Below are 26375 nucleotides of genomic sequence, written 5' to 3'. Positions count from 1 at the left end.
TCACGCCGCCAGCGTCCCCGGCATCACCGCCCGCGGTCCGAACTTCGCTCGCGCGCGGTCCGCGACCTCCTCGATACGGCGGACCCTCTCGTCCACGGGATCGAAGGTGAGCTGGTGGGAGGCCTGTGTGGCAGGAGCGAGGCCCTCCGCACGGAGGACGAGCGCGCGGACCCGGGCGCGCTGGAGGCCGAGCGCCTCGTACATGCCGTACGCGGATTTCGTCAGCGCGGCGGAGTGCGCGGTCGGTTCCCGAAGGGTGCGGCTGCGGGTCGTCGAAGACCGGTCGGCATAGCGCACGGTGAGGGTCAGGGTGCGGCAGACCTTCTCCAGGGCGCGCAGCCGGGCGCCCAGTTCCTCGGCGGCCGAGAGCAGTGCGCGGCGGTGCCTGTCGGGGTCCAGCTCGTCGAGGGGGAAGGGGCGTTCGGCGGCGAGGGAGCGCGAGACGGCGTTCGGCACGACCCGGCCGCGGTCGATGCCGTTCGCCTTCTCGTGCAGCTCGCGGCCCGCCTTCGCGCCGAGCAGGCGCTGGAGCGTGGACAGCGGTGCGGCGGCGACCCGGCCCAGGGAGTCGAGGCCGTACTCGCACAGGGTGCGGGCGGTGGCCGTGCCGACGCCGGGCAGCGCGGACACGGGGCGGTCCGCGAGGAACTCCGCGACGGCGTCGGGGCCCTCGGGAACCGCGCAGGTCACGCCCGGCCGCGCGTCGCGCAGCGCCATGCGGGCCGACATCGGGCCCGGCCCGGCGCCGATCGTGCAGTCGACGCCGTGCAGCGCGAGCGCACGGACCCGGATCACCGCCGCCAGCTCGACGGCGCTGCGGCCGAAGTAGCGCTCGGCGCCGCGCAGATCGGCCAGCGCCCCGTCCGGTGGCAGCGCCTCCACGACCGGGGTGAACTCCTCCAGCAATCCGAGCAGCCCCGGCAGGGCCGCCTCGTACATCGGAGGCAGCTGGAAACGTACGCAGAGGATGGTCATCCCGCACTCCCCGGACTCTGGTGCCACAACTTCCGTATCTGTGAAGGCTCTTGACCCGCGGGGCGCAGATCGGCCCATGGGTGCATCTCGTATCCGGTGGGCAGCTGGATCCGGCGGCCGTGTGTCGGATCGCCGCCCGCCCCGTCCGGCACCGGCTCCGCAAGGCGCGCCGCCACCTCGTCGAGCCCGCCCTCGGCGCGCAGTTCGACGAGTTCGGCGAGGTTCCAGGCGGCGGCGCCCACCACGCTGAGGCTGCGCGGGCCGCGCCGCTGCACCACCCCGCGCACCAGCAGCAGCCAGGAGTGGAAGACCGTGTGCGCGCAGGCGTCGTGGGAGTCGTCGAAGAAGGCGAGGTCGACCAGTCCGGTGCCGTCGTCCAGCGTGGTGAAGATGACCCGCTTGCCGGACCGGATCGGCGGGGTCTGGGTGGCCGCCTTGGCGCCCGCGACCAGCACCGTCTCGCCGTGTGCGACCTCGCGCAGCCGGCGTGCCGACACCACGCCCAGCTCCGTCAGGAACTCCCGGTGGTCGTCCATCAGATTGCGCGAGGCGTCCATGGACAGCACGCCGAGTTCGGCGCTGAGCTTCTCCGCCGAGGTGAGGTCGGGCAGCCCTGCCGGGGCCGTCTTGCGGCCGCCGGCCAGCGGGAGCTGACCGCCACCGGCGCCTCGGGCACCCCGGTGCAGCTCGGTCAGGTGCAGTTGCAGATCGCGGCGGTTGGCACCGAAGGCGTCCAGCGCGCCGACCTGGGCGAGCCGCCCGGCCAGTGGCCGGCTCGGCCGTGCCCGCTCCCAGAAGTCCAGCAGGGAGGCGTACGGCTGTCCGTCCGCGATCCGTGCCGCCTCCGCCTCGCTGATGCCGTGTACGTCGCAGAGGGCGAGCCGGAGGCCCCACACGACAGGCGATTCAGACACCAGTTCGATACGGTGGGCGACCGCCGACCGGTTCACGTCCAACGGCAGGATCGGCACCCCGCGCCGGCGCGCGTCCGCCAGCAGCAGCCGCTTCGGGTACATCCCGGGGTCGTGCGTGAGCAGCCCCGCGTAGAAGGCGGCCGGGTGATGCGCCTTCAGCCAGGCCGACTGGTACGTCGGTACGGCGAAGGCGACCGCGTGCGCCTTGCAGAAGCCGTACGAGCCGAAGGCCTCGATGATCTCCCAGGTCCGCTGAATCGTTTCCGCGTCATATCCGTGCGCCGCCGCGTGCTGCGCGAACCAGAACCGGATCCGCCCCTGCGACTCCGGGTCGGACAGTCCGCGCCGCACCCGGTCCGCCTCGCCGCGCCCGCAGCCGGTCATGATGTCGACGATGTCGATGATCTGCTCGTGGAAGACCACGACCCCGTAGGTGTCCCGCAGCGGCTCCGCCAGGTCCGGGTGCGGGAAACGGACCGGCGCCCGCCCGTGCCGTGCCTCGATGAACGGCCGCACCATGTCGGCGGCGACCGGACCGGGCCGGAAGAGGGAGATGTCGACGACCAGGTCGTGGAAGGTGGCCGGCTGCAGGCGTCCCACCAGGTCCCGCTGACCGGGCGACTCGATCTGGAAGCAGCCCAGCGTCTCGGTGGACCGGATGAGCGCATACGTCGCCGGGTCGCCCGGCGCCACCGCGTCCAGGTCGATCCGCTCTCCGGTCGCCCGCTCCACCTCGGCGACCGCGTGCGCCATCGCCGACTGCATCCGCACCCCGAGCACATCGAGCTTGAGCAGCCCGAGGTCCTCCACGTCCTCCTTGTCGAACTGCGACATGGGGAACCCCTCGCCGCTGGTCGGTACGACCGGCGTACGGGAGAGGAGGGAGGCGTCGGAGAGCAGCACCCCGCACGGGTGCATGGCGATGCCGCGCGGGAGGGCGTCGAGGGACTCGACCAGTTCCCAGAGCCGCTCGTACCGCTCCCCCTCCCCCGCCAGTTGCCTGAGTTCGGGCAGCTCCTCCAGTGCCGCGCGGGCGTCGCGGGCGCGGATGTGCGGGAAGGACTTGGCGATGCGGTCGATCTCGGCCGGGTCCATGGACAGGGCCGCGCCCACGTCACGGATCGCATGGCGGACCCGGTACGTCTCCGGCATGGAGACGGTCGCGACCCGGTCGGTGCCGAAGCGGTCGATGATCGCGCGGTAGACCTCCAGCCGACGCGCCGACTCCACGTCGATGTCGATGTCGGGCAGCACGACCCGCTCCTTCGACAGGAAGCGCTCCATCAGCAGCCCGTGCTCGATCGGATCGGCGTGTGCGATGCCGAGGAGGTGGTTGACGAGGGAGCCCGCGCCGGAGCCGCGCGCGGCGACCCGGATGCCCATCTCCCGTACGTCGTCCACCACCTGGGCGACGGTGAGGAAGTAGGAGGCGAAGCCGTGGTGGGCGATGATGTCCAGCTCCTGGTGCATCCGCTCCCAGTAGGCACGGTTTCCGGCGTGGCCGCGCAGCACCATCCCCGCCGCCGCCCGTGAGGCCAGCGCCCGCTGGGCGGTGCGGCGGCCGGCGCCGACGAGGTGCGGCTCGGGGAAGTGGACGGTGCCGATGCCGAGGTCGTCCTCGGGGTCGACCAGGCACTCGGCGGCCGTCGCCCGTGTCTGCTCCAGGAGGCGTTGGGCGGTGTCGCGCCGGTAGCCCGCGGCCTCCACGATCCGCTCGGCCGCCCCGAGCATGGCGCCCGCGTCCTTGAGCCAGGCCTCGCCGGAGTCCAGTTCCTTGGCCGGGTCGATCGGGACGAGTCGGCGGGCGGCGTCCAGGACGTCGGCGACCGGGCCCTGGCCGGGGTCGGCGTACCGGACGGCATTGCTGAGCACCGGCCGGATCCGCTGTTCGGCGGCGAAGCCGACGGTACGGGCGGCCAGGCGCAGGGAGCCGGGGCCGGTGCCCTGGCGGCCGTGCCAGACGGTCTCCAGACGCAGGGCGTCGCCGTAGATCTCGCGCCAGGGGGCGAGCAGCCGGGCCGCGCGGTCCGGGCGCCCGGCGGCGAGAGCACGGCCGACGTCGGAGGCGGGGCCGAGCAGGACGGTCAGGCCGTCGGCCTGGTTGGCGGACCAGGGCAGGAGGGGGGTGCCCTCGGTGTCGGTGGCGTGGGCGGCGGTGACCAGGCGGCACAGGTCGGCCCAGCCGCGGGCGCCGTCCCGGGCGAGGAAGGTCGCACGGCGGGTCGACTCGTCGACGAAGGCACCGCCGCGTACGGGGGTGCGGCGCCTTTCCCGTCGTACGGAGTCGTCCTCGCGCAGCCGCGCGGGCTCCTCCACGGCCAGTTCCACCCCGAACAACGGGCGGACGCCGACCTTCGCGCAGGCCTTGGCGAAGCGGACCGTGCCGGAGAGGGTGTCGCGGTCGGTGAGGGCGAGGGCGTCCATGCCCCGCTCGGAGGCGCGCTCGGCGAGGCGCTCCGGGTGTGAGGCTCCGTACCTCAGGGAGAACCCGGAGACGGTGTGCAGATGCGTGAAGCCCGGCACACGCACCTCCCGCACTCGTGAGCCCCTACCGACTCTCGAACATCAGTTCCCTACTCCCCCACCCACCATACCCTCAATTCCGAACACCTGTGCGACATCCACTCCGACACGCCTCACCTGCGCAAACGTCGGCCGACTGGGACGCGGAGGGACGACGGAGACCGGGGGCCGGTGCGCTGGGCGCCGCGCGGCCCCGGGCGCCGCACGGCCGACGTCGGGGGCGGGGTCGAGCGGGGGTGGGTTCGGTGGCGGTGACGGTGGGGCGTGGCGGGGGTGACCGGACGGCAGAGGTCGGCACCCGCCGCGATCTCCGTCCCGTCAGCGACGGCGCTGCGCGAGGTGCGGGCCGGGGTGACCTGTACGGCTCCCGAGACCACCGCGAAGCTCCCCGTGGCCACGCCGCCCGGCGTCGCCACGGCCACGCCCGCCCCCTGTGCGGCTCCGCCAAGGCCCACCTCATCGGCCGTCGCCGTCGCCGCACCCGGTCCGCCTGCGCATCTGGCCGCCCCAGCCGCGCCGCCGGCCCATACCTCGGGCGCACCGCGCGGCCCTTCGGGCCGACCCCCGGCGTCGCCCCGTACGGGTACGGCAGCACGGCGGGCACCGTCCAACCGGCCCTCCAGGGGACCGCACACGGAAGTCCCGCCCCTCGCGTGTGGGGCGGGACCTCGTGGGAATTTGCCGCGTGGGTCAGCCGATCTGGGTGCCCGTCGCGGACAGTGCCTCCGTGACCGGCTGGAAGAAGGTCTCCCCGCCGGAGGTGCAGTCGCCGCTGCCGCCGGAGGTCAGGCCGATCGCGTTGCTGCCCGAGAAGAGCGAGCCGCCGCTGTCGCCGGGCTCGGCACAGACGTCGGTCTGGATGAGACCGCTGACCGTACCCTCCGAGTAGTTCACGGTGGCGTTCAGACCGGTGACCTTGCCCTCGTGCACCTTGGTCGTCGAGCCGCTGCGCGTGACCTGCATGCCGACCGTGGCCTCGGCCGCGCCCGTGATCTTCTGGGTGGAGCCGTTGTAGAGGTCGACCTCGCTCGGGTGCGCGGTATTCGAGGTGTACTTGACCAGGCCGAAGTCGTCGCCCGGGAAGTTGGACTTCTCGTTCTTCCCGATCTCCTTGCCGGACGAGTCCGACCAGGTGGAGATGGACGCGGTGCAGTGCCCGGCGGTCAGGAAGTACGGCTGCCCGTCCTTGACCACGTTGAAGCCGAGCGAGCAGCGCCCGCCCGAGCCGGTGATCGCGTCGCCGCCCGCGATGAAGGGCTTGAACTCCCCCTTCGACCGCTGGAGTTCCACCGTGCCACCGAGCCCGTCGACCACCTTGGCGAGCTTGGCCCACTCGGTCTTCGAGACGGTCCTGTCCGCCCTGACGACGACCTTGTTGGTGACCGGGTCGGTCGCCCACGAGGTGCCGGGGATGGTCGCGTCCTTCTTCAGCGTCGTACGGGCGCCGTCGAGTTCGGCGAGGGAGTTGGCGACGACTCTGGCCTTGGCCCCGGCCTCCTCGACGGTCTTGGCCGCGGCCTCGTCGAGCACGTTGACGACCAGGTTCTTCGTCTGCGCGTCGTAGTACGTACCCGCCGCGTCCGAACCGAGGTCGTCGAGGAGCGTGGAGGCGAGTTTTCCGGCCGCCGGGGCCGAAAGGGTCTCCGGCGTGGCGGCCTTGGCCGGCTCACTGGCGTTCGCACTCTGGAAAGTGATGCCCGCGGCGACCAGCGCGGCGACTCCCGCACCCGCCATGGCGATCCGGCGCCTGGGTATGCGTCGGTGCTTCAACTCATGTCCTCCTGTGGGGGGACGGCCCGGGAGGTTGTGGGGACCTCGCGAACCGGAAGGCTGGTTGACGGGCGCCTACTCTTCCGAACCGTACAGGGAGCGCACAAGGTCGAGTTCAGGACGCGCGTAGACGGGTGCTTCGCGCCCCTTAGCCTTTGACCCCCTGCGGTCACCACAGGAAAATTCGCACTGCAAACACTACGCGCGAGTAACTGATGAGCGGTCAGTGACATCAACCCTGGCTGGAATTCGACCCTCCGGATGTCGGAGGCAGTTGCTGCTGCGCCTTCTCCAGGAACCTCAGCAGCTCCACCGGGAACGGCAGCACCAGTGTGGAGTTCTTCTCGGCCGCCACCGCCACCACCGTCTGCAGCAGCCGCAGTTGCAGTGCGGCGGGCGTCTCCTGCATCTGCTGGGCCGCCTCGGCCAGCTTCTTCGACGCCTGCAACTCGGCGTCGGCGTTGATGACCCGCGCCCGGCGCTCACGGTCGGCCTCGGCCTGCCGGGCCATGGACCGCTTCATGGTCTCGGGCAGCGACACGTCCTTGATCTCGACGCGGTCGATGGTGACACCCCACTCCACGGCGGGACTGTCGATCATCAACTCAAGCCCCTGGTTGAGCTTTTCACGGTTGGACAGCAGATCGTCCAGCTCGCTCTTGCCGATGATCGAGCGCAGGGAGGTCTGCGCCATCTGCGAGACCGCGAACCGGTAGTCCTCTACCCGGACCACCGCCTCGGCCGGCCCGGTCACCTTGAAGTAGACCACCGCGTCCACCCGTACGGTCACATTGTCCCGGGTGATGCCCTCCTGGGCGGGCACCGGCATCGTCACGACCTGCATGTTGACCTTCTGGAGCCGGTCCACGACGGGGACGATGAGGGTGAACCCCGGCCCGCGGACCTCGGGGCGGAGTCTGCCGAGCCGGAACACCACACCGCGCTCGTACTGTTTGACGACGCGGGCCGCGGCCATCACATACACCGCTCCGGCGGCCACAAGGGTCGCTCCCGCCGCCACCAGCTCCTCGACCATGCCGGCCCCCAGGGGTCCGAAGTGGGAGTGTTCAGGAGAGCACTTCCTGTCCTTCGAAGGTAACTCCGCGACCCGGACAAGAGGGAGCCCCCGCACGCCGGTTGCGTGCGGGGGCCAACGGAGCCGACCCGTCAGGGAAGCGTCACGCCGTAGTAGCTCAGCGCCTCGGTGACCGGCTGGAAGAAGGTCGTACCGCCGGAGGTGCAGTTGCCGCTGCCGCCGGAGGTCAGACCGTAGGCCACGCTGCCCGCGTAGAGCGGACCGCCGCTGTCGCCGCCCTCGGCGCACACCGTGGTCTGGATCAGACCGTAGACGATGTCACCGCTGCCGTAGTTGACCGTGGCGTTCAGCGCTGTGACCCGGCCGCTGTGGGTACCGGTGGTGGAGCCGCGCCGGTAGACGGTCGTGCCCACGGACGGGGTGGCCGCGCTGCTGATGGTCTGGCTGCCGACCGCGCTCGGGTGCGCGATCGAGGAGTTGGTGTAGCGCACCAGCGCGAAGTCGTTGCCCGGGAAGCTGTAACCGCTGTTCGTGCCCAGCACCGTGGTGTGGGACGAGTTGCTGTACCAGGTGGAGGCGACCTCACCGCAGTGACCGGCGGTCAGGAAGTAGTAGGTGCTGCCCCGGTGCACGTTGAAGCCGAGCGAGCAGCGGTAGGAACCGCCGTAGATGGCGTCGCCGCCGGTGATGAGCTTGTTGAACCTGCCGGGGGTGTGCTTGATGGCGAGAGCCCCGGATTCGGCCCCGGCCTGCCGCCTGATCTTGGCGATCTCGGCCTTGGAGACGGTGCTGTCGACGGTGACGACGACACGGTTGGACCGGCTGTCCACCGCCCAGGCCGTGCCGGCCACGTCGGCCTTCAGGACGGAGTCGCTCGCCTTGGTGAGCTGGGTCGCGCTGAACGTGTGGGTGTCGTTCGCGCTCGCCGTGGGGGCGGCGAACGCGGCCGCGGCCACGAATCCGGAGACCAGGGCGACGAGCCGGGTCCGTCTCGTGATACCGCTGTGGGGAGTGGTGCGCTTGATCCTCACTTTTCGTTCCCTCCCAGGGGAAGTCGGGGGCCCGCGTGGGGTCGGGGCCCGTGAGGCGCAGCCAGGGAGAGCGCCGGGTTTCGAACACACAGTGCCCTGACAAGCGCTGAGGGGGAGTATTTGGTTGAACGCCTGATCGACGCAAGGGCTCCTTTCGGCCGTGCGACTGTGTGGGATCCGCGCGAACTTTGTGCGATCTCGGGGTGGTCTGGGGGGAGATGGCAGACCGTCACCCTACCGGCGCACGAGCGTGTCACCGAGGAGCGACCAGCGGCCGGGGATGTCCGGAAGTCAACCGTCCGGATGGTCGTACGGTCATGACCCTCCCCTGCAGCGCCACGGTGCCGTTGACGAGCCGCTCCAGGTCGCGGCGCGGTTCGAGGGGGACGAGGTGGAAGCCGTCGACGCTGCCGTGCCGGTCGGCGATGAGTCGGCGAGGTCGGACCGCCGCGGTAGAGCGGCCCTTGGCGGTCTGCCGGGGGCCGCCTCCGCCGTGGCCCGGATCGGCCGGGTGTTCTCCGTCGCCGAGGTCTACCTTCAGACTCACCAGGACCCGCAGACCCACTGCGCACCCCGCCCCCGGCGGGCGCCTTTCGCGTTCTCCCTTTCGCGTGCTCCCCTTTCACGCCTTCACACGCGCACCCCGCCCCTCGCGCCCCCCTCGCGCCCCCGTCACAACCCGCAGTCGCAGCAAGAGCAGCACTCACAGCATTCGCAGCACTGACACGCCTCGCAGCACGAGCAGTCACAGTCGCAGTTGCCGCACCAGCCCTCACGCTTCTTGCGCGACCAGGGACCCTCGTACTCGTCGGCGCAGCACACCTTGCAGGTGCAGCACAGTCCGATGGCGGCCGCACACCCGGCCCAGAAGCCCCGCTTGTCCGGGCGCGGCGGCTCGCCGCCGAAGGGGTTGCCATAGGGGTTGCCCGGCACCTGGGGCGCGTAGGGGCCCTGCGGCGGCCCGAAGGCGGCCTCGGGCGCGTGCCCGCAGGACGTGGTTCCGAACGCCCGGTCCACCGAGCGCCCCAACTCGTGCACGAGCAGCAGGTGCGCCAGCTTGCCGTCGACGAACTCCACCTCGCGCAGGGCGAGCCGGATGCCGTGCAACGCGTCGTCGGCAAGTCGGCGGGCCTCGGTGAGGGAAGTACCGGTCGCTGCGAGCGGGTTCCAGGCGCCGGACGCGGAGTCGGCCTCCCGGTCCTCCACGGCGTCCAGGAGATGCGCCAGACGTCCGAAGAGACGCCCGGCCTCGGCGAGCGGCACGGCGTTGCCCGGCCGCCCGGCCAGCACCGCGGTGTGCGCGAAGGCGGCGGCGGTCGCGGTCTCGGTCGGCTCGGTCACCGTCAGGACCGGCGTTCCCGGCCCCGCCAGGGCCTCGATGCCGACCTGCCGGTCGACGGCGTCGACGAGCAGGGCCGTGTCGAAGCCGACGGCGGACCCGCCGCGCGCGCCGGCCCGCCCCCAGCTCTCGGCCACCCGGCGCGCGGCGAGCGCCACCGGCCTGCGGGCCAGCAGTCCGTCCCGGTCGGCGACGTGATCGCGCACCTTGGCCGAGGCGAGCACCAGCGAGACGGCCGCCGCGAGTCGTGCGCCCTCGCCCTGAGCGACGGAGGCGGTCCGCATACCGCGCAACGGGCAGGGTCCGGCCGTGCGCCGCCACCCTCCGGCCGCCCCCGCCGTCCTGGCGTTCACGGCCTGAGCCTCCGTCAAAACCGATATGAGAAGCCCGTCATAGTTCGTCACGATGCGCGCGAACTGTCCGTGGTCACCACGCAGCGCGAGGCACAGCCCGCACAAGTGGGCCATCCACTGGGTCTTGAGGCTCTCCCCGAGCCGGTGGCTGCAGGGCCTGACGATTCCGAACACAATGATCCCCCGTGGGCTGTACGACGTTGAGCTGCGGCATCGTATCGACCGACTGTCATCTCGCAGCAGCCCCGTGACTCACCCGGACGCGCCATTCGTCACCCGTACGCCACTGACAATAATATTTCACTCTCAGTCAGCAGCCGTGTAGAGAACGACCCTTGGGGCACTTGGGCTCTCGACGGATGCGCTGTGCACCAGTACCGTCACAAACCCCCCGCGCGGCGTCTATCCGCTTGGCGCGCCATCCGCATCATGGACGACCATAGGGATGCGGAAAGCAAGAAGGACCGCTGTGAGAGGAGGCGTCCATGGGATCGGTACGCAAAGCGAGTGCCTGGCTCGGCCTCGTCGACGACAACGACGACGAGCGTTACTACGACGACGACTACTCCGAAGGGACCGAGCAGCCCGGGGATGCCTGGGTCACCGACCCGCGGGTCAAGGTGGCCTCGGACGTCGCCGAGGAGAGGGGCCGCCGCATCGGCACGGTCACCCCGGACAGCTTCCGGGACGCGCGTGCCATCGGCGAGCTGTTCCGGGAGGGGGTCCCGGTCATCATGAACCTCACGGCGATGGAGCCCGCCGACGCCAAGCGTGTGGTCGACTTCGCGGCCGGACTGACCTTCGGCCTGCGCGGCACGATCGAGCGGGTCGCCACCCGGGTCTTCCTGCTGACGCCGGCGAACACGGAGATCGTCAGCGGCGAGGCGTCGGCCCACCGCTCGGACGGCTTCTTCAACCAGAGCTGAGGCAGGGCCGCTCGCCGGCCCTGCCTCGGCCTCTGGGGGGCGGGTCAGCGGAAGGCGTCGAGTCCGGTGAGCGCCTTGCCCAGCACGAGCTGGTGCATCTCGACGGTGCCTTCGTAGGTGAGCACCGATTCGAGGTTGGTCGCGTGCCGCATGACGGGGTATTCGAGCGAGATCCCGTTGGCACCGAGGATCGTCCGTGCCGTACGGCAGATCTCGATGGCCTCCCGTACGTTGTTGAGCTTGCCGAAGCTGACCTGCTCGGGACGCAGGCGGCCGGCGTCCATGCGCCGCCCCAGATGATGCGCGAGCAGGATCCCCTTGTGCAGTTCGACCGCCATGTCGGCGAGTTTGGCCTGGGTGAGCTGGAAGCCACCGATGGGCCGCCCGAACTGCTCCCGCGTCTTCGCGTAGTCGAGGGCCGCCTCGAAAGAGCTGCGGGCCGCGCCCATGGCTCCCCAGACGATGCCGTACCGGGCGTGCGAGAGACAGCTGAGCGGACCGCGCAGTCCCACGACCTCCGGGAGGACGGCGTCGGCGGGCAGCCGCACGTCGTCGAGGACGAGCTCGCTGGTGACGCTGGCCCGCAGGGACCACTTGTGCTTGATCTCTGGCGCGGAGAATCCGGGGGCGTCGGTGGGCACGGCGAACCCGCGGATGCCGTCGTCGGTCTGCGCCCAGACGACGGCGACTCCCGCCACCGACCCGTTGGTGATCCACATCTTGCGCCCGTTGAGCACCCAGTCTCCCCCACTCTCGGCTCCGCTCGAGCGGGAGGTACCCCCAGCGTCGCGCTTGGCGTACGTGCGCATGGAGGCGGGGTCGGAGCCGTGATCGGGCTCGGTGAGTCCGAAGCAGCCGATGATCTCGCCGGCGGCCATGCCGGGCAGCCACTGCTGCTTCTGCTCTTCACTCCCGAACCGGTGAATGGCGTACATGGCGAGGGAGCCCTGTACGGAGACGAGGGACCGGATGCCCGAGTCGGCGGCCTCCAGCTCCAGACAGGCGAGTCCGTACTGCACGGCGGAGGCGCCGGCGCACCCGTATCCGTCGAGGGACATCCCGAGCGCACCGATCCCACCGAGCTCCCGGGCCAGTTCCCTGATGCCGGGCAGCTCGCCCTTCTCGTACCAGTCGGCGACGTACGGCAGGACGCGGTCCGCGGCCCAGCTGCGCACGGTGTCCCGGATGGCGAGGTCCTCCGGGTCCAGCAGGTCGTCGATCCCGAGGGGGTCGGCGGGGTCGAACGGGGGCAACTTCGAGGACGCGGACATGGAACACCCTCCGGACGAGATAAAAACTAGCACCGCTAGTTACGACTCATCCCAGACGTTACGACGCAAGCCACCGCACGTCCAGTCCCACACTCTCCCACCCTCCCACCCGCACGGGTCACGCAAGAAGGGCGCGTTTTTCGGCGAAACGCGACGCGGACACGATTCCCACCTGGGAGCACACAACCCACGCACCGCCGGCCGCAAACGACGAGCAGCCGCGAACCACGGCGGAGCGACTACGCCGAGACGCGCGTCCTCGCCGGCTCCCGAGGCGCCGGCACCTCCACCGCCGCCGTCTCCTCCTCGCACTGCATGACGCGCGGCAACCGCACCGCCATCAACGCGCCGAGCAGCAGCAGCCCCGCGCTCACCAGCAACGTGACATGCAGACCGTGCACAAAGGAGTCCCGCGCCGCCCGGCGCAGAGCCACCCCGGCCGGCCCGCCGAGCCGCGCAGCGACGTCGTACGCCTCCCCCAGCGAATGTCCCGCCGCCGCGGACGCCGATGCCGGAACACCAGGCACGGACGCGAGCCCAGGCGCGTACGCAGCGTTCATCACGCTCCCGAGAAGCGCGATCCCGATCCCCGCCCCCAGCTGGTACGAGGTCTCCCCGATCGCCGCCGCCCCACCGGCCTGCTCCGCGGGCGCCTCGCTCAGCATCGACTCGTACGCCCCGAAGAGCGTCGTCTCGAGCCCGAAGCCGAGCACGACAAAACCGGCCAGCAGCAGACCCGTGTTGTCCTCCCCGCCCATCGCCGTCAGGGTCAGCACACCCGCGGCGGTGAGGAGGAACCCGAAACACACCATCCGCCGGGGCCCGAACCGGCGCAGCATGCGCGCGCCCGCGAGCCCCGACGCCATCGCCGCGATCGTCAGCGGCAGCAGCCGCAGTCCCGTCTCCAGTGGTGACAGCCCGAGCACCAACTGCAGATACTGCGCCGCGATCAGTTCCAGACCCACCAGCGCGAGCATCGCCAGCACGATGCACCCCACCGACGTACTGAACGCCGGCCGCGCGAACATCCGCAGATCCACCAGCGGATGCGTGCGCCGTCGCTGGCGGCGGACGAACAGCGCCATCAGCAGCGCACCCAGAACCAGCGGCACCAGCGTGAACACGCTCGCCGTCGGCTCTCCGCCGCCGAGCCGCTTCACGCCCAGTACCAGTCCGAACAGTCCGGCCGCCGCCATCAGCGCGCCGACCACGTCCCAGGGCCCGTTGCGCTCGCCCGTCGACTCGGGCAGCAGCAGCCGGCCCACCGGCAGGCTGACCAGCATCAGCGGGATGTTCACCAGGAACACCGAGCCCCACCAGAAGTGCTCGAGCAGGAAGCCGCCGAGCAGCGGACCGACCGCCGCGCCGACCGCCGCCACCGCGCTCCAGATGCCGATCGCCAGCGCCCGCTCCCGCCGGTCGGGAAAGACCTGGCGCAGGATCGACAGCGTGGCGGGCATGATCATCGCACCGCCGACACCCAGCAGCGCGCGGGCCAGAATCAGTACATGGGCGCTCGGCGCGACGGCCGCGACCGCGGATGCGACGCCGAACAGGGCGTACCCGAGAAGGAGAATCCGCCTGCGGCCCACCCGGTCGCCGAGCGTGCCGAAGAGGATCAGCAGCGACGCGCAGACCAGTGGATAGGCGTCGACGATCCAGAGCAGTTCTATGGCGCCGGGCTTGAGGTCCTCGGTGACCGCGGGCACGGCCACGTGCAGCACGGTCGCGTCGAGGGCGACCAGGAGCAGGCTGACGCAGAGGACGACGAGGACGACCCAGCGGTTGGCACCGGCCCCGGCCGCCCGACGGCGCAGCCGAGCGGCAGCCGTGGTCGTCCCGGACATGTACGTACCTCCCAGATGAACCCCTCGCGTGCGGCGGATCGGCGGGTGGGGACTCCCCGTCGTACGGCCGGAGAGGAGCGGTGTCTCCGGCCTGCGCATACCAACGCGAGTGACACGTCAGCGTACGCGAGTTCGTTCCGGCAGAGCGTGGCGGACCTCTCACACTCCACACGGAACCCTTGTGGCGTACGCCACTGCCCGCCTCCCTTGACCACGCCCCGGTGAGCTGTCCGGTTCCCCCGCCCGTCGATAATCGAGCCCGTGACCGATCTTGAAACGCGTGTGGCACCCCGGTTCGCGCTTCTGCACCGGGCGGCCCCGGCTCTGCTCGGGTACGCGGCCGTGCGTGCCCTGGGACTGGTCGTGCTGGCGGTGTGGAGCGCGGCGCGCGCCAAGAGCGCGCACACACTGCTGACCGCGCGCTGGGACTCCCTCTGGTACACGCGGGTCGCGGAGCTGGGCTATGGCTATGAGGTGCGTCTGCCGAACGGCGACGTCCACTCCAACCTCGCCTTCTTCCCGCTGCTGCCCTGGCTGGAGCGGCTGGTGCACGCGCTCACCCCGCTGTCGTACGCGGACGCCGGCCTCGTCGTGAGCGTGGTCGCCTCGCTCGCCGCGGCCTGGGGGATCTTCGCGGTCGCGGACCATGTGTACGGGCGGCGGGCCGGGGTGTGCGCCGTGCTGCTGTGGGCGGTGCTGCCGGTCGGGATCGTGCAGTCGATGGCGTACAGCGAGTCGCTGTTCACCGCCCTCGCCGCCTGGTCGCTGTACGCCGTGCTGACCGGCCGCTGGGTGAGTGCCGGTCTGCTGGCCGCGTTCGCCGGGCTGACCCGGCCGGTGGGGCTCGCCGCGGTGGCCGCGGTGTGGGCGGCGGGCGTTGCCTCGTTCGTGCGAGATCGGCGCGCGTCCATGGCGGACGGCGCACGCAGCGAAGAGCACGCCCCCGATGCCGCCAGCGCCGTCCGCGCCCCGCGCGTTGGGACAGCTGACGGCGCACAAGACGCAACACGCGCCCCATCCTTCCCTTCCGGCGCACCCGTCGCGCACCGCGCCCTCGGCATGCTCCTCGCCCCCCTCGGCGCCGCCGCCTACGTCCTGTGGGTCGGCCATCGCACCGGCAAGGGCCCGCTCGGATATCTGGACGTCCAGGCGGGCTGGCGCAACGGCTTCGACGGCGGATACGCCTTCGCCCGCTTTGTCGCCGACAAGTTCACGTCATTTCCGTCGGCCCTCGCCGGGCTGGGACTGATCGTCGGCGTGGGCCTGGTGATCTGGCTGTACGTGATCGGCGTACGGCAGCGCCAGCCGCTTCCGCTGCTGGTGTACACGGGCGTCGTCACCGCGCTCGCGCTGTGTGCGTCGAGTTACTTCGGCTCGAAGCCGCGCCTCCTGCTGCCCGCCTTCCCTCTGCTCCTGCCGCTCACCCTGGCCCTGGCACGGCTGCGCACGTCAAGAGTGGTGCTGGTCACGGCCGGTGTGGCGGTGGCGTCGGCCGTCTACGGCGCCTTCTGGCTCAATGGATCCGGTCCACCATGATCATCTCGGAACGGTCGATGAGCGGACGGAGAAATCCACGCCATGCTCCGGTGAACGAATTCATAAGCACCATAAAACCAACCCCCGGCATGATCAAAGGAATTGAAGGGACCGGCCGACGGAGATTGCGCATTCCTCTGGAATATGGCGCCTGCTGAGAGGTTTCCCACATCACATCGTCATCACAAAGCCGGTGATTCGACCGGGGTCAGAGCTCACTCGCTGTAACGTCCTTTGGGTGCGTACCGAACGAAACCTCACCCGTCTGGACCGGGTGTTCGCCAGGCTGGACCGTGAGCCGGAACGACCGGCCCACATCGATGTGCCGAAGATGAGCCGGCACCGGGTCGTGCTGTTCACCGCGACCCTCGCCTTCTATCTGGCGATCGTGTGGGCCGTCGTGATCACGTCCTGGCTGGTCCGGCTCGACTGGCAGGTCATGTTCTTCCGGCCGTACCAGCAGTGGCCGGAGATCCACGCCTTCCTCGACTACTACGTGGTGCTCGGCCAGCGCGGCCCCACCGCCGTGATGGTCGCCGCGTGGCTCGGATGGCGCTCCTGGCGGCAGCACACACTCCGCCCGCTGCTCACCCTCGGTGCCTCGCTGCTGCTGCTCAACATCACGGTCGGCGCCGCCAAGCTCGGCATGGGCCGTCTCGGCCCGCACTACGCCACCACGATCGGCTCGAGCGAGATGGGTCTGGGCGGCGATATATTCCCCAGCGGCCACACCGCCAACGCGGTGGTGACCTGGGGAATCCTGGCGTATCTGGCCTCCACCCCGAGAGCGCGCCGCTGGCTGTCCGCGCTGTCGGCGGTCACCTCGCTCGGCGTCGGTCTCACCACCGTCTACCTCGGTACGCACTGGCTGAGCGACGTGCTGCTGGGCTGGGCCGCGGGCCTGCTGATCCTGCTCGCCCTGCCGTGGTGCGAGCCGCTGATCGCCAAGGCCGAGATCGCGATCTTCGACCAGCGCGACCGTTGGCGCGCCCGTCCCGGCCGTACGGTGCCCGCACCGGCCCTTCCGGTCGCTCCCGTGGTGCTCAAGCCGCGGACCGTGTCTGCCGAGGAGCCGGCCCCGGAGCGCGAACCGGCGGCCTCGGTCCGCTCGCCCCGGGCGCCGATCCATCTGGCGCCGGGCCCGCACACGGCCCGCTCCGAGCGCACTCCCGTCACCCCGGCCGGCAGCCGCCGTCCGCCGCACTCGGACCGCGTGCCGCGCGGCGCCGCCCCGGCGGCCCGCCCGGTGACGGGCGGCTGACCACCACAGGCACACAGCGGGGTCCGGTACGCACGCCCAACCCCCGCCATGGCGAAGGCCCCTGTTCCCGGATCCGGGAACAGGGGCCTTCGCCATGGCGGTTCAGCCCTTCCAGGCTCGCGCCACCCGGCCGTCCCGCACCTCGAAGTTCAGCCGCCCGACCCGGTACTCCATGGTGATGATCGCGCCCGGCGGCAGCGACCGCACGGCCGACCACCCCCGCTCGCGCGCGAGCCGCTCGGCGCTCGGCGCGTCGAGGCCGACGTACCCTTCCGGACTGTCCTGGGGCTCCGCTGGCGGAGTGGGAATCGGTGCCATGCCGCCACGCTAGGCCAGGTCCGGCGACCGCGGAAGTCACGAGCCCGGAGAAGGCGGCCGTCCCTCTCCGGTCACACTTCTGTCACAGGATCACGACACGCGTTTTGGTTCGACCACGTCACACGTCCGAGCGGTTGCGCACACCTTCCCGGCGCATTCGAGCGAAATTCCCGCGTGTCGGGGCAGCCCTTCGAAAAGCCGGATGGAAAGGACCCGAAGTGCGGGTCGGGGACGGTTTCCGGACCTCGTTCCATTCCGAATCCACACGCTGCACGACAGCTGACACCGCATAGGAATTTCACCGCTTCGACACAGATCCCCCGTACCGCGCCGGCCTCGGCACACGGCGACGCGCCCCTCACGCGGATCGCTCCAGAGCACGCGACAACCGGTCCCGGATCGCGCCGATCGACTCGGTGAGCCCGGCCGGCTCCAGCACCTCGAAGTCGAAGCCGGTCATCATCACGTGAATGACCATCACGTCGAGATTCGGGGCGCCTGCGCGCAGGATGCAGGCCTCGGCGCCGTCGGCCTCCAGCATCCCCGCCGAGGGCGAGATCCGCTGGGCGGCGACCTCCAGGGGCACCAGCAGGCGGACGGCGGCGTGCGCGGCGTACACGCGCGTGGAGACGCCCCGGGAGACATAGGCGGCGAGGTCCTCGGCAGGGGGCTCGCGCGGCGTGAAGCGTGGACCGTGCGGTGGCTTCGGCGAGATGCGGTCGGCGCGGAACGTGCGCCAGTCCTCCCGGTCGAGGTCCCAGGCGACCAGGTACCAGCGGTGCTCGGTGCACACCAGGCGGTGCGGTTCGACCGTACGGCGGGTGGAAGCGCCGTCGTGGTCCCGGTACTCGAAGCGCAGGCGCTCCGCGTCCCGGCAGAGGTGGGCCAGTTCCGTGAGCACGGCCGGGTCGACGGTGGAGGGCTGCGGTCCGCGCAGCATCGGCACGGTGAAGGCGTTGAGGGCGCCCACCCGGCGGCGCAGCCGGCCGGGCAGCACCTGCTCCAGCTTCGCCAGGGCCCGTACGGAGCTCTCGCCGATGCCCTCGATACCCTGCCCGGCGGCGGTGCGCAGGCCCACGGCGACGGCGACCGCTTCGTCGTCGTCCAGGAGCAGCGGCGGCAGTTCGGCCCCCGCGCCGAGCTGGTAGCCGCCGCCGGTGCCGGGGCTGGCGTTGACCGGGTAGCCGAGCTCGCGCAGCCGGTCCACGTCACGGCGCACCGTGCGAGGGGTGACCCCGAGCCGTTCGGCCAGCTCGGGGCCGGACCATTCGCGGTGGGCCTGGAGGAGCGAGAGCAGGCGCAGCAGTCGTGCCGAGGTCTCCAACATGGCGCCGAGTCTGCCAGCCGACGCGGACAGCCGCTGTCCGCATTCAGGGCGTGTAGGGCAGTTGCGGAACCTCGAAGCAGGTGCTGTTCATGTCCCCCTGCGACACCCACCCCCTGCCGTCCTTCCAGCGGGCCACCGACAGGCATGCCCTGCGCGTCTTCGGCGGCTCGGGAAGCCGCTCGAACGACACCGGGATCAGCAGGCCGTCCGCGGTGTAGTCCCGCCCGCGGCTCACGAAGTCGTCTACGCACGCGCGCGTGATGCCGTTCGTCGCACAGGCTCTGGCCGCGTCGGTGAACCACATCGCGGCCGCCCACCCCTCCAGTTGCCACTGGGAGTGCGTGCTCAGCCCCTTGGTCGCGTCCCGGAACTCCCTCACGGCCGCGTCGCCGGTGTCCTCGAAATTGCGGCTGGACCCGGTCGCCCACAGGGCGTTGCGGCAGCGCGGGGAGTCCTTGTAGTCCTCGGGGACGCCGGACGTCCAGTTCTGGACGTTGGTCACCTTGGCCACCACCTCGGCGCCGACGTCGTCCATCGCCTTGCACAGCTGGGCGTTGCCGTGCGTGTCGATGGCGTCGAAGACCAGGTCGGCGCCCTGTTCCTTCAGATCGGCGGCGACGGCACGGAAGTTGGGCAGCGCGAAGTCGACCTGTTCGGGCACCACCTTGTAGCCCTCGGCCGTCAGCCCCCGCTCGACGAGCCGCGCGTAGGCGGCGGACGCGGCCTGGTTGTAGGAGACGACCGCGGCCGTGCGGGCGCCCTTCTCCCGCTTGAAGTAGCGGTACACCTCCGTGCCGCCGTACACCTGCCCGCCCCAGCCCGGTGTGCCGTCGCGGGGTGCCGGGCTGCCGTAGATGCCGTACAGGTGCGGCCAGGTGTCGTAGGCGGCGCCGATGGGCTGGCCGCCGATGTCGGGTACGCGCGCACGGGAGACACGGGAGGCGCCCGCGTAGTCCAGGGACGCGGTGGCGACCAGGGCGACGACCTTGTCCTCGTCGATCAGCCGGTGCACGCACGTGTTGTTGCCGACGCCGCTGCCGCCGTCGTCGCACAGGCGCACCTCGACCCGGCGGCCGTCGATGCCCCCGCGCGCGTCGAGACGGTCGAAGTACGCCTTGGCGCCGTCGCGCGGACCGGTGAACGCGTTGCCGCCGACGGGGCTGGTGGCGCTGGTGATGATGCCGACGCGCAGGGGTGCGCCGCCGCTGGGCGCGGGCACCCGCGAGTCGTGCTCGAAGTCGCTCTCGGGCAGCCGGCTGCCGCAGGCCGTGCCCACGAGGAGCAGCAGCACCACGGCAGCGGTCTCAGCAGCCCGGGTGCGCCGACTGCGAGGCATCGCCGCTCAACTGGACCAGCGCGCACAGCGTGTTGTCGGACACCTTCCAGGCGCCGTCCTGCAGGACGGCCGTCCCGGAGGCGTCGGGCAGGGCGGTGGCACCGTTCAGCGTCAGGCTGTACGTCACGGTCGCCTCGGCCGGCCCGGTGAACTCGACCTTGGTCACCTGGGCCGCGACCTGTCCGCCGCGCTTGTCGCCGTTGAAGCTCTTCAGCACGGCGGACATCCGGTCGCCGTTCTCCAGGACGGTCTGCTTGTCCTTCGTGGCGGTGGCCGGGTCGAAGAACTTCGTCCAGTTCTGCCTGATCTCCTTCTCGGCGGCCGCCGGATCGGCGGGCGCGGTCGCCGGGGTGCTGGTCGTCTTCTCCACGGAGGGCGTCGGGGGCGCGCTCTGGCTGCCGCCGCTCTCGTCGCTGCATGCCGTCAGGGCCGGGGCGAGCGTGAGGACCAGGGCGGCCGCCAGTGCCGTAGCCCGTCCCGCCGCCCGTGGGCCGCGCCGTGTCGTCGCGTGTCCCCGCCTGACGTCGCTCCCGAGAACCATGTGGCTCACCACCGGGTGTCCGTCCGGGCCATGTGCACCCGGAGCTTTCAGGGTCAGCTTCCAGAGGGCATAGTGCAGGCCATTGGCCGACATGGACAGATACATGACGTGTGGGAGCCGACGATGCGGACAGTACGACCTCGGACCGTGCACCCCGTCCTCTGGGCCGGGTGGGCCGCGCTGGCCGCGGGCGCCGTACTGTGCGTCATCGGCTGGTACGGCATCTCGGGCGAACGGTACGCGGAACGCCAACTGCCCTATCTCGCCTCCTGCACGATACCCGGCGCGGCTCTGATCATCGCCGGATCGGTGCTGCTCACGCACGGCAGGGGCGCACTCGCCGCCGCGCGCGTGGACGAGTTGTACGGGCTTTTGGTGACCGCCGAACCCGTCGCCGCCGTGGGGGCGGAGCAGGCGGCGGCCGCGCCCGTGGCGGTCAGCGGGGAGACGCTGATGGTGCCGGGCGGCACGCTGTACCACCGCGCGGACTGCCCGTTGGTCGCGGGGAAACCGGGGGCGGTCCCGGTGGACGGCAAGCTGCTGGCGAGCGGTGCGCTCGGTCCGTGCCCGATCTGTGAGCCGGACTCCGCGGAGGACCCGTGTCCTCGCTGACGTACGACCTCACCCTCGCCGGTCTCTCCGTCGGCAGCGCCGCCGCGCTCACCGGGATCGGTCTGGTCGTGACGTACCGCGCGACCGGGGTGCTCAACTTCGCGCACGGGGCGATCGCGATGGTGTGCGCGTACGTGCTGCGGGAGTCGGTGGTGGAGTGGGGGTGGCCGCTGTGGCTCGGGGCGCTGGCGACGCTGCTCCTGCTGGCGCCGGGGATCGGTGTGGTGCTGGAACGTCTCGTCTTCCGCCCGCTGTCGGTGCGGGGCGGCGATCCGGCGCAGACCCTGGTGGCGTCCATCGGGGTGTTCGTGCTGCTGGTGGGCGGGGCGGCGCTGGTGTGGGGGCAGGGGGCCCGGGACGACGCGCCGGAGCTGGTGTCGGCGGATCCGTGGGGGCAGTTGGCGGTGGCGCTGCTGCTCGCGGTGGGCGTCGGGGCCGTCATCCGGTGGACCCGGTTCGGGCGGGAGTTGCGGGCGGTGGTGGACGACCGGCAGCTGGCGGTGCTGGGCGGCATCGACGCGGACCGGGTGGCCGCGGCGGGCTGGGCGTTCGGATCGTTCACCGCGGGCCTGACGGGCGTGCTCCTCGCGCCGTACGTGCGTCTCGATCCGTACGGTCTGCCGCTGCTCGTCATGGAGGTGGTCGCGGTCGCGGTGGCCGCGCGGATGCGCAGCCTGTCCCTCGCGGTACTGGTGGCGCTCGGCATCGCGGTCGGGCAGAGCCAGTTGACGCGGCTGCACCCGCCGGGCTGGGGCGGGCAGCTGCTCCAGGCGGTCGGGGCGAATCTCTTCGTCGTGGCGCTCCTGGTCGCGGCCCTGGTCCTGCCGGGCATCGGCACGCGTGACGCCCTGCCGCGCTCGGCCACCGCGCGCGTGCCGACCCCGCCCGGCGCCCGGATCGTGGCCGTGGTGCTGTTCCTGCTGCCGCTCGGCTTCGCGGGCTCGGACCTGCACACCTCGGTCCAGGTACCGGCGCTCGGCGTGATCCTGCTGTCCCTGGTGGTCGTCACCGGCCGCGGCGGACAGCTCTCCCTGGGACAGGCGGCGTACGCGGGGCTGGGCGCCCTGTTCACCGCGCTGCTCGCGGCGGGCCGCTTCCCGGGCCTGCCGCGGCTGCCCGAACTGGGGGCGCTGGCGGTGGCGGTGGCCCTGGTCGCGCCGCTCGGCCTGCTGACCGGCTGGCCCGCCATCGGCCGCCACGGCCTGGCCCTGGCGCTGGCCACGTTCGCGGTGGGCGTCGGGGTGAGCCGTTTCGTCTTCGCGCAGCCGTACGCCACCTCCGGGCTGTCGCTCGACCGCCCGGCGGGCTTCGACGGGGACCGCGCGTACTACGTCCTGGAACTGGCCCTGCTGGCCGCCGCGCTGCTGGCGACCCACGCGCTGCGCCGGGGCCGCACCGGACGTGCCCTCGCCGCCATGCGGGACCACGAGGCGGGCGCGTCGGCGGCGGGTGTCGGGGTCCCGTCCCTGAAGCTCCTCGCCTTCGTCTCGGGCGCCGCCCTCGCCGCCCTCGGCGGCGGCATGCTCGGCATGGGAGTGCGCGCGTTCGATCCCGGCGCGTACGACCCCGTGCGCGGACTGCTGTGGTTCGCCGCGGTCGTGGTCCTGGGCGCGGACAGCACCCTGGGCGCGCTGGCCGCCGCGGCCCTTCTGGTGGGGCTGGACGCGGGGGCCCGGGGCGGGGTGGCGGCGGCGCTCGTCGGGGTGCTGGCGGTGCTGGTCGGACGGTTCCCCGGTGGGCCGTACGAGGCGTTGCGTGCGGCCGGGCAGCGGCTCCGTCCGATGCGCGGGGCGCGGCTCACGGCGGTGGGGGCGAGGGCGCGCGCGAGACTGCGGCCCCCGGCCGCACGAGCGGCGCCGCACATCCCGCCCCTGGGCCGGCAGCCGTCCCGCACCACCGCCGTGCCGCGCCCGACGGCCGACGCGGCCGCGCTCCCGCCCCCCGCGGTACCGCTCCTCACCGCCCGTCGCCTCCACGCCCGCTACGACGGCTTCACCGCGCTCGACGGTGTCGATCTGGACGTCCGGCCCGGGCGGGTGACCGCCGTCGTCGGGCCCAACGGGGCCGGAAAGAGCACACTGTTCCACTGTCTGGCCGGGACGCTGCGGCCCGCGCGCGGGCACGTCGTGTTCGGTGGGCGGGACATCACCCGGCTGCCGGCCCACGCCCGCACCCGGCTCGGGATCGCGCGAACCTTCCAGCAGCTGGCCGTGTTCCCGTCGCTGACCGTGGCCGAGAACGTCCGGGTGGGTGCCGAGCACGGGCGGCGCGCCGACCCCGGCGCCGTGGCGCGGGCGCTGCGGCTGACCGGGCTCGACGGGCCGGTGCGGGCACTGCCCGCCGCGGGGCTGCCCACCGGCACGCTGCGCCGGGTCGAGCTGGCCCGGGCGCTGGCCGGCGGCCCGTGCGTGCTGCTGCTCGACGAGCCCGCCGCGGGGCTCGACACCGTCGAAGTGGCCGCGCTGGCCCGGGTGCTGGACGCGCTGGCCGCCGACGGCACCGCCCTGCTGGTCGTCGAGCACGATCTCGACCTGGTCGCCGGGATCGCCGACGTCGTGCACGTCATGACGGCGGGCCGTGTCGTCGCGTCCGGCCCGCCCCGCCGGGTGCTCGACTCACTCGGAACGGCGGCCGGGCCGTGACCGTCTCACTGCGTCACGCGCGCGTGCGCTACGGCCCCCTGGAGGCCCTGCACGGTGTCACCCTCGCCGCGCCGGGCCCGGGGTTGACCGTGCTGCTGGGCCGCAACGGCTCCGGTCGCAGCACCGTGCTGCGCGCGCTCGCCGGAATCGTGCCGCTGTCCGGCGGGGCGGTGCTGTGGGACGGCGCCGACGTGACCCGTGTGCCCGCGTACGAACGGGCCCGGCGCGGGCTGTTCCTGGTCCCCGAGCGGCGGGCCGTGTTCGGGGCGCTGACCGTGCGGGAGAACCTGGAACTCGTGGCGCCCGCGTACGACTCGGCGCTCGACGTCTATCCGCAGCTGCGTCCCCTGCTTCCCCGTCGCGCCGGCACCCTGTCCGGCGGTGAGCAGCGGATGCTCGCGCTCTCCCGTGCCCTGCTGGCACGCGCGCGTGTGCTGCTCGTCGACGAGCCCGCGCAGGGCATGTCCCCTTCGGTGGCGACGCGCACGTACGAGCTGCTGAGCGCGCTCGACGCGTGCGTCGTGGTCGCCGAGCAGCGGCTGCCGCCCGTGCTGCACGGGGGACCCGCCTTCGTGTACGAACTGCGCCGCGGGGCTGTCGTGTTCGGCGGCGAGGCGGGCGAGCGGGCCGTCCGCCCCTGAAGCCGCGGTCGACGCAGGACAGCGCCCCACCCGGTCGGTGAACCAGGTGGGGCGTCGTGCCCGGGACAGGGGGAGCGGCTCAGAGCGAGAGGCGCTGCCCGGGCACGATCACATCGGGATCACCGCCGATGACGGACTTGTTGGCGGCGTAGATCCGCTGCCAGGTGGTCCCGTGCCGGGCGGCGATGCCGCTCAGCGTGTCGCCCTTGCGGACGGTGTAGTTGCCGCCGGACGAGTGACGGGACGAGCCGCGGTTGGTGTGGCCGGTCGAACGCTTCGGTGCCTTCGACGGTTTGGCCGGGGCTGCCTTCGTGGTGTTCGTGGTGTTCGTGCTCTTGGTGCCCGACGTACCGGACGAGGCCGCCGCGGGTGCGGCGCCGTACGCTCCGGCCCGGGCCGAGCAGGTCGGCCAGGCGCCCCAGCCCTGGGCGCGCTGGACCTTGGTGGCCACGGCGATCTGCTGGGTCCTGCCGGCCCGGTCGGCGGTCGGCGCATAGGCCCCGCCCCCGTAGGCCCGCCAGGTGCCGGCGGAGAACTGGAGTCCGCCGTAGTAGCCGTTGCCGGTGTTGATGTGCCAGTTGCCGCCGCTCTCGCACTGGGCGATGCGGTCCCACACTCCGCCGTCCGCCGCCGCGGCGTTGCCGGTCGCGGCCAGCAGCCCGAGCGGAGCGAGCAGTGCCGCTCCGGCGAGGACCGCCGTCGTGCGCGCCCTGCGGGCGGTCTCGCCGCGGGTGCTGTCGTCACGGACGTTGTTGCGAGTGGTATCGGCACATTCGGACATGTAATTCCCTCTCCACGGACCCGGGGTCCCCCACAGGCGGGGCGCGGCCGCCGCGCATGGACGCGGTTGCTCGCGCTCGCCCCGTCCGCCTGAGCCGGTGCTGCGATCTTGCTTGCCTGGTGCGCGGCCGGCGGACGTACCCGAGCGGTGCTCGTTGCACACGGCGGAGGAATGTACGGAGCGTGGCCACCCGGTATCAACCAACTCCTTGTCATTCCAGGCCAGTTCGCCGTTACCTCGGGTATCGGCGATTTTCGGCCACCCACTTCATTCGCTGATTTCCTGATTTGTCGACCAGCTCCTCGGGTGATCTGTGACCCACTTCACCGACCCAAAGTCCTTTGGCATCCGAAGAGTTGACTTTGAGTGGGCGATTCCGTACCGAACGTGACCCTGTGCGGTGGATGGTTCGATTCCGTTCCCCGCCGGGCGTGACCCCCGCCACAGATCGCCCGTTGTCTCCTTCATGAGCCCGGATCCCCCCGGGGCTCATGGACCGGGAGCCACCCGGCCCTTCACGCACGCATCCCGAGGGAGCCACCGTGCCGCGCATGCTCGACGTCAGCGACGCTGTACGCGCCGAGATCGGCGACGAAGAAGCCGACCGGCTGCTCGCCGGAGAGAACGCCCCGGGCAGTTACGACTGCACGTCCTGCCGCACCCCGGGCGACTCCGAGCAGGAGCGCACCAGCACCGTCCTGTTCATCGGGGACGAGACCGCCGTCCTCGCCTTCGCCCACGCCACCTGCCTGCCCTCGCAGGTCGTCCAGGTCACCGAGGAGCAGTTGCAGGGCGCGGTCCGCTCCATCAACGGAGACAGCACCCCCGGCGGCGAGGCGCACCGGGCCGTGCCCGAGCAGGCCGTGCTCGGCGTCACCAGCGGACTGGTCCTGATCGCCGGGGAGTTGCACCCGGCGCTCGTCGTGGAGCCGACCACACCGATCGTGCGGCCCGGCACCACGGGCGTCGGCGACGACTTCCTGCCGCTGCTCATCGAGCAGGGGTACATGCCCGTGACCCAGATCAGCGCGGTGCCCCCGGTGCTGCACGGGTGGTCGGTGCTGCTGGCGATGGGTCAGCTGCACGCGGTGCTCCAGCCCGGCGCCCACGGCGGTCAGCCGGTCGCGTGGTGGCAGGCGCACCAACCGCTGCAGGTCACGGACGGCTGGCGGGCGGCGGCGAACAAGCACCAGCAGGTGCTGCTGTTCGCGGCTCCGGTGGGTTCCATCGGCCGTCAGCCCCGCGAGGACCTGCTGCGGGACGCGCTCGACAAGGCGGCGGCCAACGGGAAGCTGGTCGCGGCGGCGCTGCCACTCGCGGGCACCTGACGGCGCAGCGGCCCCGCGCCCCCGAAGGGGTGCCCCACGACCGCATCTCTTCCCCTACACGGTCGTT

The 26375-nt window shown here is 72.0% G+C and carries 20 protein-coding genes and 1 pseudogene; 7 read left to right on the top strand and 14 right to left on the bottom strand.

The annotated features are described in order from the left end of the window. The 7 genes and pseudogenes from Q8A52_RS23230 to Q8A52_RS23200 form a co-directional block, all read right to left on the bottom strand. Complete coding sequence (locus tag Q8A52_RS23230) at positions 1 to 975, bottom strand: DNA polymerase Y family protein (RefSeq protein WP_316754738.1); 975 nt, start codon at positions 973 to 975, stop codon at positions 1 to 3. Next, entirely contained in the window at positions 972 to 4412 is a 3441-nt protein-coding gene (locus tag Q8A52_RS23225; protein ID WP_316755241.1) for a DNA polymerase III subunit alpha, read from the bottom strand. The genes Q8A52_RS23230 and Q8A52_RS23225 overlap by 4 nt, the downstream gene beginning before the upstream one ends. Before the next feature lie 690 nt (positions 4413 to 5102). After that, positions 5103 to 6182, bottom strand: coding sequence for a S1 family peptidase (locus tag Q8A52_RS23220; protein ID WP_316754737.1), 1080 nt, complete (start codon positions 6180 to 6182; stop codon positions 5103 to 5105). A gap of 232 nt (positions 6183 to 6414) precedes the next feature. Then, positions 6415 to 7218: a slipin family protein gene (locus Q8A52_RS23215; protein ID WP_316754735.1), complete on the bottom strand. Its 804-nt coding sequence runs from the start codon at positions 7216 to 7218 to the stop codon at positions 6415 to 6417. A 131-nt stretch (positions 7219 to 7349) separates the two neighbouring features. Further along, positions 7350 to 8249, bottom strand: a complete 900-nt coding sequence (locus Q8A52_RS23210; RefSeq protein ID WP_316754733.1) for a S1 family peptidase — start codon at positions 8247 to 8249, stop codon at positions 7350 to 7352. Positions 8250 to 8502: 253 nt separating this feature from the next. Then, positions 8503 to 8808 (bottom strand): annotated as a pseudogene (locus Q8A52_RS23205) (LLM class flavin-dependent oxidoreductase); the annotation flags it as partial. A 113-nt stretch (positions 8809 to 8921) separates the two neighbouring features. Further along, positions 8922 to 10115 (bottom strand): DUF5685 family protein, encoded by a 1194-nt coding sequence (locus Q8A52_RS23200; protein WP_316754729.1) that lies wholly within the window; start codon positions 10113 to 10115, stop codon positions 8922 to 8924. 311 nt (positions 10116 to 10426) lie between these two features. Here Q8A52_RS23200 and Q8A52_RS23195 point away from each other — a divergent pair, with 311 nt between their 5' ends. Then, complete coding sequence (locus Q8A52_RS23195; protein WP_263207075.1) at positions 10427 to 10867, top strand: cell division protein SepF; 441 nt, start codon at positions 10427 to 10429, stop codon at positions 10865 to 10867. A gap of 44 nt (positions 10868 to 10911) precedes the next feature. On the opposite strand, the gene Q8A52_RS23190 is transcribed toward Q8A52_RS23195, so the two are convergent. Both Q8A52_RS23190 and Q8A52_RS23185 read right to left on the bottom strand, forming a co-directional pair. Then, positions 10912 to 12138 carry an acyl-CoA dehydrogenase family protein gene (locus Q8A52_RS23190; protein ID WP_316754726.1) on the bottom strand — a complete coding sequence of 409 codons (1227 nt, stop codon included), beginning with the start codon at positions 12136 to 12138 and terminating at the stop codon, positions 10912 to 10914. Between the two features lie 239 nt (positions 12139 to 12377). Further along, a complete protein-coding gene (locus tag Q8A52_RS23185; RefSeq protein WP_316754724.1) occupies positions 12378 to 13985 on the bottom strand; it encodes an MFS transporter in 1608 nt (535 codons plus the stop codon). A gap of 261 nt (positions 13986 to 14246) precedes the next feature. Between Q8A52_RS23185 and Q8A52_RS23180 the strand changes: the two genes are divergently transcribed. Both Q8A52_RS23180 and Q8A52_RS23175 read left to right on the top strand, forming a co-directional pair. Then, positions 14247 to 15521 carry a mannosyltransferase family protein gene (locus Q8A52_RS23180; protein WP_316754722.1) on the top strand — a complete coding sequence of 425 codons (1275 nt, stop codon included), beginning with the start codon at positions 14247 to 14249 and terminating at the stop codon, positions 15519 to 15521. Positions 15522 to 15759: 238 nt separating this feature from the next. Continuing rightward, entirely contained in the window at positions 15760 to 16782 is a 1023-nt protein-coding gene (locus tag Q8A52_RS23175; RefSeq protein WP_316754720.1) for a phosphatase PAP2 family protein, read from the top strand. A gap of 102 nt (positions 16783 to 16884) precedes the next feature. On the opposite strand, the gene Q8A52_RS23170 is transcribed toward Q8A52_RS23175, so the two are convergent. From Q8A52_RS23170 to Q8A52_RS23155, 4 genes are all read right to left on the bottom strand, one after another. Next, positions 16885 to 17100 (bottom strand): I78 family peptidase inhibitor, encoded by a 216-nt coding sequence (locus Q8A52_RS23170; protein WP_316754719.1) that lies wholly within the window; start codon positions 17098 to 17100, stop codon positions 16885 to 16887. 358 nt (positions 17101 to 17458) lie between these two features. Beyond that, complete coding sequence (locus tag Q8A52_RS23165) at positions 17459 to 18427, bottom strand: helix-turn-helix transcriptional regulator (protein WP_316754717.1); 969 nt, start codon at positions 18425 to 18427, stop codon at positions 17459 to 17461. 43 nt (positions 18428 to 18470) lie between these two features. Continuing rightward, entirely contained in the window at positions 18471 to 19763 is a 1293-nt protein-coding gene (locus tag Q8A52_RS23160; RefSeq protein WP_316754715.1) for an ABC transporter substrate-binding protein, read from the bottom strand. Further along, positions 19732 to 20304, bottom strand: a complete 573-nt coding sequence (locus Q8A52_RS23155) for a hypothetical protein (protein WP_316754713.1) — start codon at positions 20302 to 20304, stop codon at positions 19732 to 19734. The genes Q8A52_RS23160 and Q8A52_RS23155 overlap by 32 nt, the downstream gene beginning before the upstream one ends. A 123-nt stretch (positions 20305 to 20427) precedes the next feature. Between Q8A52_RS23155 and Q8A52_RS23150 the strand changes: the two genes are divergently transcribed. Genes Q8A52_RS23150 through Q8A52_RS23140 form a run of 3 tightly spaced genes read left to right on the top strand, consistent with a single transcriptional unit; the run spans position 20428 to position 24199 of the window. Further along, positions 20428 to 20916: a hypothetical protein gene (locus tag Q8A52_RS23150; protein ID WP_316754710.1), complete on the top strand. Its 489-nt coding sequence runs from the start codon at positions 20428 to 20430 to the stop codon at positions 20914 to 20916. Next, positions 20904 to 23558 carry a branched-chain amino acid ABC transporter permease/ATP-binding protein gene (locus Q8A52_RS23145; RefSeq protein ID WP_316754708.1) on the top strand — a complete coding sequence of 885 codons (2655 nt, stop codon included), beginning with the start codon at positions 20904 to 20906 and terminating at the stop codon, positions 23556 to 23558. The genes Q8A52_RS23150 and Q8A52_RS23145 overlap by 13 nt, the downstream gene beginning before the upstream one ends. Then, complete coding sequence (locus Q8A52_RS23140) at positions 23555 to 24199, top strand: ATP-binding cassette domain-containing protein (RefSeq protein WP_316754706.1); 645 nt, start codon at positions 23555 to 23557, stop codon at positions 24197 to 24199. The genes Q8A52_RS23145 and Q8A52_RS23140 overlap by 4 nt, the downstream gene beginning before the upstream one ends. A 79-nt stretch (positions 24200 to 24278) precedes the next feature. Here Q8A52_RS23140 and Q8A52_RS23135 read toward each other — a convergent pair whose 3' ends face one another. Further along, a complete protein-coding gene (locus Q8A52_RS23135) occupies positions 24279 to 24980 on the bottom strand; it encodes a LysM peptidoglycan-binding domain-containing protein (RefSeq protein ID WP_316754704.1) in 702 nt (233 codons plus the stop codon). A gap of 542 nt (positions 24981 to 25522) precedes the next feature. Between Q8A52_RS23135 and Q8A52_RS23130 the strand changes: the two genes are divergently transcribed. Continuing rightward, positions 25523 to 26308, top strand: a complete 786-nt coding sequence (locus Q8A52_RS23130) for a hypothetical protein (RefSeq protein WP_316754702.1) — start codon at positions 25523 to 25525, stop codon at positions 26306 to 26308. Positions 26309 to 26375 lie beyond the last annotated feature (67 nt).

Source organism: Streptomyces herbicida (assembly GCF_032656585.1).
Taxonomy (GTDB): Bacteria; Actinomycetota; Actinomycetes; order Streptomycetales; family Streptomycetaceae; genus Streptomyces; species Streptomyces herbicida.
The sequence above is the reverse complement of the archived record's forward strand: the minus strand, read 5'-3'. Positions and strand labels throughout refer to the sequence as shown.